At 61.8% G+C, this 13,705-nt stretch carries 16 protein-coding genes; 5 read left to right on the top strand and 11 right to left on the bottom strand.

Going from position 1 to position 13,705, the window contains the following annotated elements:
- Positions 1-90: 90 nt before the first annotated feature.
- From Q4T40_09175 to Q4T40_09155, 5 genes are read right to left on the bottom strand one after another with little or no spacing between them, the layout of a single operon-like run.
- Positions 91-315 (bottom strand): hypothetical protein, encoded by a 225-nt coding sequence (locus tag Q4T40_09175; protein MDT8901409.1) that lies wholly within the window; start codon positions 313-315, stop codon positions 91-93.
- Positions 312-890: a hypothetical protein gene (locus Q4T40_09170; protein ID MDT8901408.1), complete on the bottom strand. Its 579-nt coding sequence runs from the start codon at positions 888-890 to the stop codon at positions 312-314. The genes Q4T40_09175 and Q4T40_09170 overlap by 4 nt, the downstream gene beginning before the upstream one ends.
- Positions 883-1,488 carry a 50S ribosome-binding GTPase gene (locus Q4T40_09165; GenBank protein MDT8901407.1) on the bottom strand — a complete coding sequence of 202 codons (606 nt, stop codon included), beginning with the start codon at positions 1,486-1,488 and terminating at the stop codon, positions 883-885. The genes Q4T40_09170 and Q4T40_09165 overlap by 8 nt, the downstream gene beginning before the upstream one ends.
- Positions 1,485-1,877 carry an AAA family ATPase gene (locus Q4T40_09160; GenBank protein ID MDT8901406.1) on the bottom strand — a complete coding sequence of 131 codons (393 nt, stop codon included), beginning with the start codon at positions 1,875-1,877 and terminating at the stop codon, positions 1,485-1,487. Before Q4T40_09160 ends, Q4T40_09165 begins: the two co-directional genes overlap by 4 nt.
- Positions 1,878-1,930: 53 nt before the next feature.
- Positions 1,931-2,113: a hypothetical protein gene (locus tag Q4T40_09155; protein MDT8901405.1), complete on the bottom strand. Its 183-nt coding sequence runs from the start codon at positions 2,111-2,113 to the stop codon at positions 1,931-1,933.
- Between the two features lie 132 nt (positions 2,114-2,245).
- Between Q4T40_09155 and Q4T40_09150 the strand changes: the two genes are divergently transcribed.
- The 5 genes from Q4T40_09150 (at position 2,246) to Q4T40_09130 (ending at position 6,412) form a co-directional block, all read left to right on the top strand.
- Positions 2,246-3,778: a recombinase family protein gene (locus Q4T40_09150; protein MDT8901404.1), complete on the top strand. Its 1,533-nt coding sequence runs from the start codon at positions 2,246-2,248 to the stop codon at positions 3,776-3,778.
- Positions 3,779-3,870: 92 nt separating this feature from the next.
- Positions 3,871-4,020 carry a hypothetical protein gene (locus Q4T40_09145; GenBank protein MDT8901403.1) on the top strand — a complete coding sequence of 50 codons (150 nt, stop codon included), beginning with the start codon at positions 3,871-3,873 and terminating at the stop codon, positions 4,018-4,020.
- 135 nt (positions 4,021-4,155) lie between these two features.
- Positions 4,156-4,746, top strand: coding sequence for a DUF2271 domain-containing protein (locus tag Q4T40_09140; protein MDT8901402.1), 591 nt, complete (start codon positions 4,156-4,158; stop codon positions 4,744-4,746).
- A 10-nt stretch (positions 4,747-4,756) separates the two neighbouring features.
- A complete protein-coding gene (locus Q4T40_09135; GenBank protein MDT8901401.1) occupies positions 4,757-5,518 on the top strand; it encodes a hypothetical protein in 762 nt (253 codons plus the stop codon).
- 24 nt (positions 5,519-5,542) lie between these two features.
- The gene (locus tag Q4T40_09130) at positions 5,543-6,412 is read left to right on the top strand and encodes an exonuclease domain-containing protein (protein ID MDT8901400.1); all 870 of its coding nucleotides are present in this window, start codon (positions 5,543-5,545) and stop codon (positions 6,410-6,412) included.
- 23 nt (positions 6,413-6,435) lie between these two features.
- Here the strand turns inward: Q4T40_09130 and Q4T40_09125 are convergent, their stop codons facing one another.
- The 6 genes from Q4T40_09125 to mutS form a co-directional block, all read right to left on the bottom strand.
- Positions 6,436-7,002, bottom strand: a complete 567-nt coding sequence (locus Q4T40_09125; protein ID MDT8901399.1) for an AAA family ATPase — start codon at positions 7,000-7,002, stop codon at positions 6,436-6,438.
- A gap of 181 nt (positions 7,003-7,183) precedes the next feature.
- Positions 7,184-7,444: an RNA chaperone Hfq gene (gene hfq, locus Q4T40_09120; protein MDT8901398.1), complete on the bottom strand. Its 261-nt coding sequence runs from the start codon at positions 7,442-7,444 to the stop codon at positions 7,184-7,186.
- Between the two features lie 42 nt (positions 7,445-7,486).
- Positions 7,487-8,434, bottom strand: a complete 948-nt coding sequence (miaA, locus tag Q4T40_09115; GenBank protein MDT8901397.1) for a tRNA (adenosine(37)-N6)-dimethylallyltransferase MiaA — start codon at positions 8,432-8,434, stop codon at positions 7,487-7,489.
- A 2-nt stretch (positions 8,435-8,436) separates the two neighbouring features.
- Entirely contained in the window at positions 8,437-9,222 is a 786-nt protein-coding gene (locus Q4T40_09110; GenBank protein MDT8901396.1) for a class I SAM-dependent methyltransferase, read from the bottom strand.
- 8 nt (positions 9,223-9,230) lie between these two features.
- Complete coding sequence (gene mutL / locus Q4T40_09105) at positions 9,231-11,048, bottom strand: DNA mismatch repair endonuclease MutL (protein MDT8901395.1); 1,818 nt, start codon at positions 11,046-11,048, stop codon at positions 9,231-9,233.
- Positions 11,045-13,651: a DNA mismatch repair protein MutS gene (mutS, locus tag Q4T40_09100; GenBank protein MDT8901394.1), complete on the bottom strand. Its 2,607-nt coding sequence runs from the start codon at positions 13,649-13,651 to the stop codon at positions 11,045-11,047. The genes mutL and mutS overlap by 4 nt, the downstream gene beginning before the upstream one ends.
- Positions 13,652-13,705: the final 54 nt, after the last annotated feature.

The following is a 13,705-nucleotide window of genomic DNA, read 5'->3' as shown; positions in this document are numbered from 1 at the left end:
CTTTCTCCAACTCTCTTTATTTTGTTCAATCGCCGTTATTTCCTGCAAAAAAAGGCGAAAGAGGCGCGACCGCCTCTTTGAAGTGCCAAATTAAAGTGTTGAGAAGCCCCGCTGGGCGTTTTCTGACCGCTCTATCGCCGGCAGGCGGGCGGCGTGGCAGAGCGCGCAGTATCCCTGGGCGAAGGACTGCTCCCTGAGGAGCAGGGGTACAAGGGCTTTGCCCTCCTCCCTGCCCTCTTCCCTTCCCAGGCGTTTGCCTAGCAAGTAGCCGAACAGAAAAGCTCCCAAGGCGAACAGGAGGTAATCGATAATCATCTCATCACCTCCTTGAGTCGCAGGTCAAGGAAGTAGACGGCGGCTACGCCGGCGAACACGGGGACGAACAGCCCGGCGTCCAGCCACCAGGAAGCCAGCAGGAGGGCGAGGCCGCCGAGGAGGCATTCCGCCGCTCCGAACCGGCAGGCGAAGTTGCGCTGGCCGGCAAGGCGGTCACCGGCTCGGTCGACGCAGTCGTCGATAAGCTGGACGGCGGAGACGAACAGGGCGGCGAACAGCATCGTCCGCCAGCCGCAGAGAGCTGTACCGGCCGCCATCACAAGCAGTGACTCCTGCCAGCCCGTCAGGCGGCTGGGGAGGCGGCGACCGAGGTCGGTGAACATGCCTACGACGTAACTGGCGAAAAAGAGGGCCAGGCTGACCGAAGCGTTTATGCCCGCGGCCAGGGCAAGAAAAAGCGCCGCATATACCATAGCGCCGACCCCGAGTTTTGCCGACCAGTTGACGCGGCCGACGGCGGCGTCCCTGTCACGGTCGAGCCAGTCGTCGGTGAGTTTTATAGCCAGTGAACAGAGGGTTGCGGCGAGCGTGGCGGTGGTGACCCCGTCAGACATTGGCGGCCACATAGGCTTTCACCTCTCCGAAGCCGGTGCTGTAGAGGGCTGATACCGGCAGAACGACGGCCTGATGGAAGGCAGCTGTGAGGGGGGCGAGGTTTTCGCGCGCCCTGGGCAGGTCGGTCTTATTGGCGAGCAGGATGTAGCGGTTGCGACTGACGCCGTAGTTGTAAATTTCCCGGTCGATATTGGCGCTGCCGCCGAAGAAGGCGTCCGTGGCCAGGGCGACATCGACGACATGGATAATGAAGTCGGTCGAACGGACAAGACTGAGCGTTTGGGCCATGCCGCGACGGATTCCTTCCTCGCCGTGGATCTGCTCGCTAACGCCGCAGGTGTCGGAAAGCTTGAAGCTGACGGCTGTTTTTCCTACAGGCACCTTTAATACCACCGACTGGACGGCGCGGGTTTTATGCGTCATAGGCCCGCACAGCTCCCGCCGCGCCTCGTTGACGACATAGTGGCGGCAGTCGAGCAGGCCGTCCGGAGCGCGGAAGGTAATGTCGACCGTCTTGCAACCGAGATAGGCGGCGAAGTTGAGGGTAAAAAGGGTCTTGCCGGAATTAGGGCGGCCGACGACGGCGAATTCTTTCATCCTTCCACCTCCGGGAGGTCGCACGGCTCGATGGCCATAAGCTCTTCGCGGGTTATGCTGGCCTTGGCCACCAGGCGGACCGCCTGGCGCCGGAGAGCTTTTTCGATGATGTTGCGCACCGTGCGGGCATTGCCGAAATTGTCGTCGTCGCGCTTGGCGGGAGGGGTGAGCATTCTCAGGAGGGCCAACCGTGTCTGCACGGTAAGCTGATACTGGCGTCTGGCGCACAGCTGCTCGGCGATCGCCAGCAATTCCTCCTGGGAGTAGTCGGGGAAATCGATGTGGATGGGAAAGCGGGAACGGAGACCGGGGTTAGTCTGGAGGAACTGTTCCATTTCCCGTTGGTAGCCGGCCAAGATAAGAACAAGCTCATCCTTATGGTCTTCCATGTATTTTACCAAACAGTAGTAACAAAAAATCCAAGGACGCTCAAGCGGCGCGGTTACCCGGGCGGCGGACCGCTGCCGGGCGGCTGGGGGGGCAGCGTCGTCAGGCGCCGGCTCTCACCTTCGATCAGCGGCCTGAGAAAGGAAAGTGCGTGGCGGGCCGGATCCCATTCGCCCGTATGGCGGATGATGATGATCACGGCCTGTTTGACGGCGGAGCGTTCCTTTTCGCGGACCATATCGACCACCTCGTCGCATTATATGAGGCGGCGTCCCGGCGGTATTCCCCCTTTTCACCGCCGGACAGGCAGGAAATGACGTGGCGGTATTGAACTATTGCAGCAAAGATAAACAATCGCGGGAGGACCATTATGACCAAGGCGGCGATATATGCAAGGGTGAGCACCGCCGAGCAGGCGGAAAAGGGTTATTCCCTCGACACCCAGCTTGAGGAATGCCGGCGCCGGGCCGGTGAACTGGGCACAAAAGCTGCGGAGGAGTTTGTCGACGACGGCTATAGCGGCGAATTCATCGACCGTCCGGCGCTCGATAAGCTGCGCGGCCGGCTGGCCGGACACGAATTCGCTTATGTCATTGTTTTCGACCCGGACCGCTTGGCCCGTAATCTCGCTCATCAGTTGATCATTACCGAAGAGATCGAGCGTGCCGGAGCGGAACTGGTTTTTGTGTCGGTTTCCTTCGAGCAGTCTGCCGAGGGGAAGCTGTTTTATTCCATCCGCGGCGCGATCGCCGACTACGAGAAAGAGAAAATCAAGGAACGGTCGCTGCGCGGCAAACGCGGCAAGGCGGCCAAGGGCAAAATCATCGCCGACGCCAAGCCGTTCGGCTACACTTTCGACCGCAAGGTGAGCAACTATGCCATAAACGAGCCCGAGGCGGAGATTGTCCGACGGATGTACGACTGGCTGGTGACGGAGAAAGTCGGCACAGCTACGATTTGCAAGCGCCTCAACGAACAGGGGATACCCTCCCCTCGCCTGAAAAAGCCGTGGATCGTGTCAGCCGTATACCGGCTGCTGACCAATCCGCTCTACAAAGGCACCCACGTGGCCATGCGCTACAAGTACCAGAAGGTCGGTCAGAATAAGCGGGTCAGGGAGCTCAGACCAGAGGCTGAATGGATCGAGGTGCCGGTGCCGGCGATCGTCGACTCCGCCACGTGGGAGGCGGCCCTGCGCCAGCTCAAGGAGAATAAGTCGCTGTCCAAGCGCAATCTCAAACACGAACAGCTTTTAAACGGCCTCGTCTATTGCGCCAGGTGCGGGCGGAAGATGACAATCGCCTACGCCGGTAAGGCGACGGAGCCGAGAAGCTACTATGTTTGCGTCAGTCAGCGCAGCAACACGTACATATATTCCGGCCAGGAACGCTGCGCCGCCCGGCGCATTCCCACCGAAGCACTCGATAAGGCGGTTTTCGACCATCTACTGCAGTTGAGTGCCAACCCCAAGCAAATCAAGCAGTATCTCGTCGCCCGGCCGAGTCAGGCGGGTGCTCAGAACCTTCAGACAGCCCTCGAACGCCTGGCCGACAACGAGACGAGGCTTGTCAAGCAGCGGGAGATGCTGCTGCGCTGGTACCGTCAGCAGATGGTAAGCGACGAGGATGCCGAGCGCCAATTGGCCGACATCCGTACCCGTCTGCACGACATCGAGCAGAACAAGAAAAAAATCCGCGCCGAACTTGCCGCCGCCTCCCCCTTCCTCTCCCCTTCCGAACTTGTGGCCGCCTTACAGCAGAATTTCGCCGCCGGCGACCTGCCCTACGAGGAAAAACGGGCAGCCGTGCGGGCGGTACTGGAGAAAGCGGTGGTGGAAAGGCGGGATTCGACGAAAGCGCGTGGCAGCCGGCCGGAAATAAGCATCGAACTGAAGTTTTTATAAATGCAGGGAAAAATAGTTCCAATATTCTAGCGTAGGTATTTCGCCGGTGACGGCGAATGCTATCTTTATCACCTGACCAGGGAGGTTTTTTTGTGAAGTTCAACTGTCCTGAGTGCCGTAACCCGATCAAGCTGACGGTGGAAGAGATCCAGAAACGGCACAACTCCGTCACATGCCCGTCCTGCCAGAAGTCGATCGAACTGAAAAACAACCTGCCACAGTCGAAGGAACAGAACCGTTAGCCTCATGTTGTTGCATCATCCCCATATCCCCCGTTCCGGGGGATTTTTGTTTGCCGGTGAGTTGCCGGCAGCCTACAGGATTTCGGCGGCCAGCGTCGAAGGCTAGAGGAGATTCGAGCAATAAGGAGCATGATCATGCGACCGGAGAGACGGATAATACTTCTGGCGCTCATTATTCTGGCGGCAACGGCCGCCGCTGCTTTCGCCGCCGGCGTCGCCGACCAGGCGCCCGGCGCGGTGACGATCAGTTACGAGCTGCAACGCATGCCGACAATTGCCAGCAACCAAATGGCGGTGTGGGTCGAGGACAGCGACGGCAAATATATCAAAACACTTTTGGTCACCCGCTTCACCGGCAGGGGCGGCTATGAGCGGCGGCCCGAGTGCCTGCCGCTGTGGCGGAAGGCTGCAGGCGTGGGAGGTCCGCCGACCGCGACAGTGGACGCCGTCACCAGCGCGACCCAGCAGCCAGGGCCGCATACACTCGTCTGGGACTGCACCGACAGCGCCGGGCGGCCGGTGGCGCCGGGCAGTTATGCCTATAAGGTGGAAGGCACGCTGTTCTGGGCGAAGGAAATCCTGTGGGAAGGCGAAATAGCGATCGGCGACCGCCCCTCCTCCTCGCAGGCCGTCGTCAGCTATCTGCCGCCTGGGGTCGGGGAGGGCGCGCCGATGATAGACAAGGTGTCGGCATCATTCGCGCCGGCTACGGCCACAGGACGTTAGGAGGCTAATAATGAGAGCAAAGACCCTTATCATTCTCATCACGGTTGCGGCGCTTACAGCGCTGCTGCCGGCGGTGTCCGCGGCGGCCGACGATAAGCAACCGCTGTTTCGCTTCAAGGGCAAGGTGCGTTGGGTGGAGTCTCTGGGCACCTACGGGCTCCTCAGCGACGAAGGCAAGCAATATCATCCGATCAGGAAACTGCCGCGCGCTTACCAGAAAAACGACCTCGCGGTCGTCGTCGAGGGCAGGTTGCGCCCGGATCTTGTCGGCAGCCGCATGTACGGCGCGGCGTTTGAGGTTAAGCAGATAACCAGGGCTGAGAAGTACGTAAGTCCCGAGGAATGGGAGGCTGTTCGCCTGCTGCTGCTGCGCATGGAAGCCTTCAACGAAAAAGATATCGTCAAGCTGCGGTCGGTAGACAAAATGGCTCTCAGGCTGTCGCGCGAGCAGTTCGACGCATGGCTGGCAGGTTGGGGCAGCTACACCCTGCATTACGTCGAAGCCGTAAACAGCTCCGGCCCCCGTCCCGGCGACAAAACCATCGAAGGCATCTGTCTCTATAGCCGGCAGCGGGTAAACAGCATGGCCGTCTCAGGCAATATGCAGTATGCGCTGATGAAATTCACGCTCGCCAAGGAAGGCGGCTCTTGGCAGTTCATTGCCACTGACACATACCAGCCCGGCACGGACAAAGACGAGGCGGTTGCCGCCTATCTGACCCGTGCGGTCGAGCGCTTCGGCACAACCGATCTCGCAAAAGCGAAGAAATAAGGAAACAGCAAAGGAACGATGCAAATGACGCCCGCCGCTGACAATTGCTCTTCACTGCCGCAGGAGTACGACTTCGTCGCCCTCGATTTCGAAACCGCCAACCGGGAATGGACCAGTATCTGCGCCGTGGGGCTGGCCTTCGTGGCCGACGGCCGGGTGGTGGCGAACCCATCCTGGCTGGTTCGCCCTCCCCAACTAATTTTTGATCCCGGGTTCGTCAGAATTCACGGCATAACCGCCGATATGGCGGCCGACAAGCCCGAGTTCGGCGAATTGTGGCCCGAACTCAGGCCGCTGCTTGAGGGGCGGATTATCATCGCCCACAACGCCGAGTTCGACATCAATGTTCTTATCCAGTCCCTTGACCTCTACCGCATCCCCCGTCTGAACGCCGAATATTCCTGTACCAAAGTCATCGCTCAGCGGACCTGGCCTGGCTGGAAACGTTACGGACTGGCGGCCCTGGCCGAACGCCACGGCATCGTTTTCCGCCACCATGACGCCGGCGAGGACGCCAACGTGTGCGCGCAGGTGGCCCTGATGGCATGCCGGGAAAAGAAGGCGGCGAGCTTCGGAGCTCTTCACGAGGCGCTGAATATCACCCGCGGACGCATCTACCCCGACGGCCACGACAAACTCCGCGAAGGAGCGGTCACCATCCCCGCCTTCGGTCCCTGGGATGAGCGCATCCACAACCGCCCTGAGCAAATCAAGCGCCAGCAGCGGGCCGGCGATATCTGCGACGCCGCCGTCGACCGTTCGACGGCTACCGGGACGGTCAACGGCTACGCCGTGACGCTCGGTACCTGCACCTGCGCCGACTTCCAGGGCAGGAAGCTGCCGTGCAAACATATTTACAAGCTATTTTTCGAACTAAAAAACGGTCGCTGCTAAGCGGCCGTTTTTATATCATTTTATTACTGTGATTTCACCATGCAATCAATTGCCTCTTTACCAAAATCCTTTTCGCCGCCGCGGGCCAGCGAATAGGCTTCATCGATGAAGAGGATGCCTCCATAGGCCTTTTTGAGCTGCTCCCTGGTTTTCTGGGCGGTGTGGCCGATATACTCGCCGACGAGGTCTGCGCGTTCGACCTCGATGAGGTGGCCGCGGCTCAGAACGCCAAGCGACCGGAAAATCTTCCCCATGATCCTGGCCACGGTCGTCTTGCCGGTGCCTGGGTTGCCCTTGAAAATCATGTGCATGACGAGCGGTTCGGTCGCGAGCCGCTCTTTTTGCCGCCATTTTTGGATCTCGATGAAGGCGTATATCTCTCTAACGAGCTTTTTGACTTCGCGCAACCCGATAAGAGCGTCGAGCTCCCGCAGGATTTCCTCCACCCGTTGCTGGGCGGCGCCGTTATCGGCGCGGGCCGCCGGCGCTGCGACAGTGTCCATTTCCCGCAGGAGCCTGCACGCCTCCACCGGCGGCAGTTCTCCCGTTTCGACCGCCGCCAGCACGTCCTTGGGCCATAGATACGGCATATGTTCACCCCGCCTACCGTTCGGTGATAATCATTATATGCCTTGTGAAGGCTTCGTGTGAAAAAAGGAAGGCGGGAAAAATCCAATCCGCGGGCGGCCCCTCAGACACTAACTTTCTTCTCTCGCCCCCAACATCCCGCTACAAAAAATAACCCGGGCTTAATCTGCCCGGGTTTTCCGTTTACTTTTCGGTTTTAGGTTCCTCGCGCCGCTCGTGGAGGTTTGAGTTCAGGGGCCGGAAGGGCGTAATGGTCGAGATAGCGTGCTTGTAAACCAACTGCTGTTTGCCTTCGTTCTCCATGATGACGGTAAAGTTGTCGAAGCCCTTCACCGAGCCGCGCAGTTGGAAGCCGTTGACCAAATAAATGATGACAGGCACATTTTCTTTACGGACCTGGTTAAGAAAGCTGTCCTGCAGGTTGATTACTTTCGTTGTCGTCATAGAGAAACCCCTCCGAAAAATTTTTTTCTGTAAGCGAGCGACCTATCTTTGGTTATATTTCTCGCCGGGCAGGAACTTTCCTGCTATCAGACTGTAAATATATGCCAACATTGTATCATATTCTACGAATTTGTCAACGTCGACCCAGTGAATGTACGGCATGCGGCGGAACCAGGTGTATTGGCGTTTGGCGAAATTACGGGTCGCCTGCTTGATCTTCTCGACCGAAGCGGCTAGGTCGGCGCGGCCGGCGAGATGGTCCACAAGCTCCTTGTAGCCGATAGCCTGTAGTGAGCGGGCGGCCGGCGGAACGCCAGACGCGAGCAACCCCGCCACCTCAGTCACCAGTCCGGCGGCGACCATGTCGTCCACCCGCCGGTTGATGCGCTCGTAGAGCTTCGCGCGTTCCATGGTAAGACCGATAACCAGGCAGTCATACACCGGCGCGGCGTTCCTGGATTGCGAGATCTGCTCGCCGCTAAGTTCGATGCTTTCCAGGGCGCGGATTACGCGGCGGGTGTCGTTGGGATGCAGGCGGGCGGCCGTTTCCGGGTCGGTGGCCTGCAGGAGACGGTGGAGGTGGGCGCTGCCGCGGCTTTCCGCCAGGCCGGCCAGACGACGGCGGATTTCCTCGCTGCCCGGGGCGGCGTTGAAGCGGTAATCCTCAAGCAGGGAGCGGACATAAAGACCTGTGCCGCCGGCGAGGATGGGAATGCGGCCGCGGGCGTTGATGGCGGCGATAAGGTCGGCGGCGCGGGCCTTGAAATCGGCGACGCTGAACTCTTCCCGGGGGCCGAGAAGATCGATGAGATGGTGGCGGACGCCGCGGCGTTCGGCGGCGTCGGGCTTGGCGGTGCCGATATCGAGGCCGCGATAGACCTGCAGGGCGTCGCCGGAGATTATCTCGGTGTCCAGCCGGAGAGCGAGATCGATGGCGAGGCGGGTTTTGCCGACGGCGGTTGGGCCGACGATGGCGATGAGGCGTTCCACAGTCAGCACCCCGCTTCCAGAATGCCATAATGGATGCTGCTATATTTGCCGCCGACGACGGTGGCGAATCCCAGGCGGGCGAATTCGCCGCTGCCCCTGGCTTCCTTAAGGACAACCCTGCGCTTGGCGACCCGTAGGGCGGCGGCAACGGCTTCGGGTCCGACCGGGCGCGGGTCGGCCAGGGTGCGGATGGGACGCAGGCTGGAACTGGCGGCAACCGGGGCGCGGAACATCGGGTCGAAATAGACGACATCGAACGAGGCGTCCGGCAGGTTCGCCAGGTAAGCGTTATAATCGGCGCGGATAACTTCGATGCGGCGGAGGGCGGCGTCTACATCGGGTCTGCCGCTGGCAAATCCCGCCAGGCCATAGCCGGTGATGGCGGCGATGAGGGGCGACGCCTCGAGGCCGACCACCCTCCCCTCCTCCCCGGCGGCGAAGCTGGCTACGACGGCGTCGGTGGCCAGGCCGAGAGTGCAGTCAAGGACGCTCATGCCACGCGCGAGCCCCATGGCGGATATCATATGGTCAGGCTTTCCATCTTTGAGATTATTTATACGCAGCTCGGCCATGCTGAGATGAAAAAAGTACTCCCCGCCCGCGGTGTGTACGACCGGGCCGCCTTTGGCGGCAACCAGCACGGTGTCGGCGTCATGCTCGGCACACAGGGACCCCAGCGAACTCCGGCCGCGCTCGACGAACGGCGCAGCCAGGCGCTCCGCCAGCTCTTCGGCTTGCTCGGCCACAGTGGGGGTGGGTTTGTGAATGGTCGTAACGATCAGGTTCATGGCGTCACCTATGTACGTTTAAACAGTTTGGCCAGGTCGTCGGGCCCGAAGCGCACGATGGCCGGCCGGCCGTGGGGGCAGGTGTAAGGGAGCGAGGTCGCGGCCAGTTCCTGCAGGAGAGCCACGATCTGGCGCATCGAAAGGCTGTCGCCAGCTTTTACGGCGGCACGGCAGGCGGCGGTCTGGAGGCAGGCGTGGCGGAGTTCGGCGGCGTTGGGGCTGGCGCGGCCTTCGAGGAGAACGAGGATGTCGTGGAGAAAGTCGCGGGCTTCGCCGGGCGGCACGTCGGTAGGCATCTCGGTGATGCGGAAGGCGGATGGGCCTACCTGCTCAAGGGTGAAGCCGAGGTCGTGGAATACGGACTGGTTTTCGCCGACCAGCAGGGCTTCTCGGGGGTCAAGATCGACGAAGACCGGCACGAGCAGTGTCTGTACGGGGATGCGGCCGCTGGCGGCGCTGAGGCGCTCGTAGAGGATGCGTTCGTGGGCGGCGTGCTGGTCGATGATATAGAGGCCGCCACCCTCGCCGCGGGCGACGATGTAACACTCATCCACCTGTCCGAGCGGTACGAGGCTCATTCCGGCGGCTGCCGGCGCAACTTCCTCTTCTAATGGGGCGGCGTCCGCTCCGGCCAGCGCCTCCTCCTGACGGATCGCTTCGCGGGCGGCGGCGAAAGGCAGCGGCGTCTCCCGCCACATAGGCTGCTGGGCCGCCGGGCCGTCCGGCCGCGGGGAATAACTGTTGCCGGCGTAGCCTTGCTGACCGGCGGGGGTGTGACGGTGCTCGGCGCGCGGCCAGGAGAAGGCTGGCGCGCCGGCCGCCTCCTCAGGCCGGGCGGCGGTCAGAGCGGCGCTCACCGCCCGGTAGACGGCCCGGAAGAGCTTGCTTTCGTCGCTGAACTTGATCTCGCTCTTCTGGGGGTGGACGTTGACGTCGACAGTGTCGGCCGGCAGGATGATGTTAAGCACGGCCAGCGGGTAGCCGCTTTTAGGCAGCAGCGAGTGGTAGGCGTTGTCGAGCGCCTTGGCGATCAGGCGGCTGGAGACGACGCGGGCGTTGACGATGAAGGTCTGCCACTGGCGACTGCTTTTGAGTAGGGTGGGCTTGGCGACGTAGCCCCTCACCGCCAGCCCTTCCTCCTCATGGCTGACCGGCAGCAGCTCGGCGCCGGCCTTGGGGCCGTAGAGGCTGGCGATGGCGGCGAGCACATCGCCCTGTCCCGGCGTGGCGAGGACGAGGCGGTCGTTGTTGACCAGCCGGAAAGAAACTTCGGGGTGGGACAAAGCGAGCTTGCCGAGGACGTCGTGGATGTGGCCGCTCTCGGTAGCCGGCGATTTGAGAAATTTGCGGCGGGCCGGAGTGTTGAAGAACAGGTCGGCGACGGTTACGACCGTGCCTGCTCCCCCGCCCGCTTCCCTTACGTCGCTGACGACGCCGCCGGTGACCTCGACATAGGTGGCGAAGTCGGCGTCATGCGGCCTGGTGGTGAGGGAAAAGCGCGACACCGCGGCGATGCTGGGCAGCGCCTCGCCCCGGAAGCCCAGAGAATGGACGCTGTAGAGATCTTCGGCGGCGCCGATTTTGCTGGTGGCGTGGCGGAGGATAGCCAATTCGGCGTCGGCGCGGCTCATCCCCACCCCGTCGTCGGCAACGCGGATGAAGCTCACGCCGCCGTCGGCGATCGTTACCTCGATATTGCGGCTGTAGGCGTCAAGGGCGTTTTCGACCAGCTCCTTGACGACCGAAGCGGGGCGTTCGACCACTTCACCGGCGGCGATCTTGTTGGCGGTGTTTTCGTCGAGAATGCGGATAACGGGCTGGGTCATGGCCTGCCAGCCTCCTGTTTGGCCTGAATCTGCAATTTATAAAGGATGTTGAGCGCCTCAAGAGGCGTGAGGGTCATGACGTCGATAGTAGCCAGTTCCTCGGCGAGGCTGGAGGCGAACAGGGTGGGCTGTTCGGCGGCAGGTTCAGCGGCCGCCGTTGCCGCTGCCTCGCCGGCCGCCGCCCGGATGTGGCGCTGCCCGTGTTCGAGTTCGGCGAGGATTTCCTGGGCGCGTTCGACGAGCTTCTTCGGCAAACCGGCCAACTGGGCGACATGGATGCCGTAGCTCTTGTCGGCGCCGCCGGGGACGATGCGGCGGAGGAATACGACGTCGTTGCCCCGCTCCTTGACGGCCACCGAGAAGTTTTTAATCCGCCGGGACGTCGCCTCAAGCTCGGTGAGCTCGTGGTAATGGGTTGCGAACAGCGTCTTGGCCCGGACCTTGTCCTTGCCGTATTCGATTACGGCGCGGGCGATGCTCATGCCGTCGAAAGTGCTGGTGCCGCGGCCGATCTCGTCGAGGACAATGAGGCTGTTTGCGGTGGCGTGGCGGAGGATGTGGGCGACTTCGTTCATTTCCACCATGAAGGTACTCTGGCCGGTGGCCAAGTCGTCACTCGCCCCCACCCGCGTGAAGACGCGGTCGACGGGGCAGATGGACGCCTCGCGGGCCGGGATGAAGCTGCCTGTCTGGGCGAGGAGGACGAGCAGGGCCACCTGGCGCATGTAGGTCGATTTTCCCGCCATATTCGGGCCGGTGATGATCATGATCTCGCAGTCGCGATGGTTGAGGTCGGTGTCGTTGGGCACGAACAGCTCGCGTTTGAGCAGCTTCTCTACGACCGGGTGGCGGCCGTCGCGGATAACGATCTCGCGGGCGTTATTGAGAGCCGGCCGCGTATAACCGCCGCGGACCGCAGCTTCGGCCAGCGAAGCCAGGGCGTCGAGCTCGGCTACCAGGCGGGCGGTTTGCTGGATTTCGCCGATGCGCACCTTCACATATTCGCGTATCCGGCAGAAAATGTGGTATTCGATGGCGACGATCTTTTCCTGGGCGCCGAGGATTTTGATCTCAAATTCCTTCAGCTCCGGGGTTATGTACCGCTCGGCGTTGGCGAGCGTCTGCTTACGGGTGTAGGCGGCAGGCACGTTGGCGGCGTTGGCGTTGGTTATCTCGATGTAATAACCGAACACCTTGTTGTAGCCGACCTTCAGAGATTTGATGCCGGTGGCCTCCCTCTCCCTGGCCTCAAGGTCCTGGACGAACTGGCGGCTGTCCCGGGCCAGGGCGCGCAGCTCGTCGAGCTCTAGGTCGTAGCCGGCGCGGATCATGCCGCCCTCGCGCACGGCCAGGGGCGGGTTGTCGCCGATGGCGGCGGTGATAAGGTCGCGGACGTCGCCGTGAGTGGCGAGGGCATGGTCGATGGCGGACAGGCGTTTGGCCTCCAGGGGCGCGAGGCCGGCTTTTACGGCCGGCAGCACGGTCAGCGACGCCCTGAGGGCGATGAGATCGCGGGCGTTGGCGGTGCCGACTTCGATGCGGGTGAGGATGCGCTCGAAATCGTAGATCTCCGCCAGGGACTGATGAAACTCCTGACGGACGAGCGGCTTGGCGATCAGTTCGCCGACGGCGTCCTGGCGGGCGGTGATGGCGGCCGGGTTGACCAGGGGGTATTCCAGCCATTTTTTCAGCAGGCGGCCGCCCATGGCGGTTTTAGTATGGTCGAGCACTGATAGCAGCGTGTCCTTGCGGCTGCCGTCGCGCATGTTGGCGGTGATTTCGAGGTTGCGGAGCGTGGCCGCGTCGAGGGCGAGGTGTTCGCGGGCGTCGTATTTCGTTAACCGGTTGAGATGGGAAAGATCGCTTTTGACCGTCTGGTAGAGGTAATGGAGCAGCAAAGCCAGCGCCAGGGTTGCGCCCTGCGCGGCCGGCAGCTCGTCGGCGTCGAAGTGGCGCCCGGGCAGCCCGGCGATCGCGGCGTAGTCGTCGACCACCAGGCTGCTGTAAGTGCAGCGCGGCAGCCTGGCGGCGGTAAACGCCTGGATGTCGGCCAGCGAGCCGATCTTGCCGCCGAGTACGACTTCGGCCGGAGCAAGACGGAAAAGCTGGTCGCAGAGATTGCCGACCCGATGGGGGCCGGCGAATTCCGCCCACACGCACTCGGCGGTCGAGACATCGGCGGCCGCCAGGTAAACCGCGTCATCCTCCTCGCGCAGCAGAACAAGGTAGTTGTTGCCCTTATCAAGCATGTTCTCGGTCAGCACCGTGCCGGGTGTAACGACGCGGATGACCTCGCGGCGGACGATGCCTTTGCTGGCGCCCGGGTCTTCGACCTGTTCGCAAATGGCCACGCGGTAGCCTTTGCTGATGAGGCGGGCGATGTAGTTATCGGCGGCGTGGTAAGGCACGCCGCACATGGGAACGCGTTCGGCGGCGCCGGCGTTGCGGCCGGTGAGGGTTATCTCAAGCTCGCGCGACGCCAGTTCAGCGTCGTCGAAAAACATCTCGTAGAAGTCGCCCAGACGGAAAAAGAGAATGCTGTCGGGGTGGCGGCGCTTGATGTCGCGGTATTGTTCCATCATCGGCGTGTAGCTGACTGACATGCGGTCTCTCCTCTGCCCTATTTCAAGGATGTTTTGAAAAGCGTCGCTTTTGAA

It is taken from the genome of Selenomonadales bacterium 4137-cl (assembly GCA_032334055.1).
Lineage (GTDB): Bacteria > Bacillota > Negativicutes > Sporomusales > UBA7701 > Anaeroselena > Anaeroselena agilis.
The sequence above is the reverse complement of the archived record's forward strand: the minus strand, read 5'-3'. Positions and strand labels throughout refer to the sequence as shown.

Coding starts and splice junctions, on each gene's coding strand:
- Q4T40_09175 (MDT8901409.1), bottom strand. CDS start 315: ATGATTATCGATTACCTCCTGTTCGCCTTGGGAGCTTTTCTGTTCGGC.
- Q4T40_09170 (MDT8901408.1), bottom strand. CDS start 890: ATGTCTGACGGGGTCACCACCGCCACGCTCGCCGCAACCCTCTGTTCA.
- Q4T40_09165 (MDT8901407.1), bottom strand. CDS start 1,488: ATGAAAGAATTCGCCGTCGTCGGCCGCCCTAATTCCGGCAAGACCCTT.
- Q4T40_09160 (MDT8901406.1), bottom strand. CDS start 1,877: ATGGAAGACCATAAGGATGAGCTTGTTCTTATCTTGGCCGGCTACCAA.
- Q4T40_09155 (MDT8901405.1), bottom strand. CDS start 2,113: ATGGTCCGCGAAAAGGAACGCTCCGCCGTCAAACAGGCCGTGATCATC.
- Q4T40_09150 (MDT8901404.1), top strand. CDS start 2,246: ATGACCAAGGCGGCGATATATGCAAGGGTGAGCACCGCCGAGCAGGCG.
- Q4T40_09140 (MDT8901402.1), top strand. CDS start 4,156: ATGCGACCGGAGAGACGGATAATACTTCTGGCGCTCATTATTCTGGCG.
- Q4T40_09135 (MDT8901401.1), top strand. CDS start 4,757: ATGAGAGCAAAGACCCTTATCATTCTCATCACGGTTGCGGCGCTTACA.
- Q4T40_09130 (MDT8901400.1), top strand. CDS start 5,543: ATGACGCCCGCCGCTGACAATTGCTCTTCACTGCCGCAGGAGTACGAC.
- Q4T40_09125 (MDT8901399.1), bottom strand. CDS start 7,002: ATGCCGTATCTATGGCCCAAGGACGTGCTGGCGGCGGTCGAAACGGGA.
- hfq (MDT8901398.1), bottom strand. CDS start 7,444: ATGACGACAACGAAAGTAATCAACCTGCAGGACAGCTTTCTTAACCAG.
- Q4T40_09110 (MDT8901396.1), bottom strand. CDS start 9,222: ATGAACCTGATCGTTACGACCATTCACAAACCCACCCCCACTGTGGCC.
- mutL (MDT8901395.1), bottom strand. CDS start 11,048: ATGACCCAGCCCGTTATCCGCATTCTCGACGAAAACACCGCCAACAAG.
- mutS (MDT8901394.1), bottom strand. CDS start 13,651: ATGTCAGTCAGCTACACGCCGATGATGGAACAATACCGCGACATCAAG.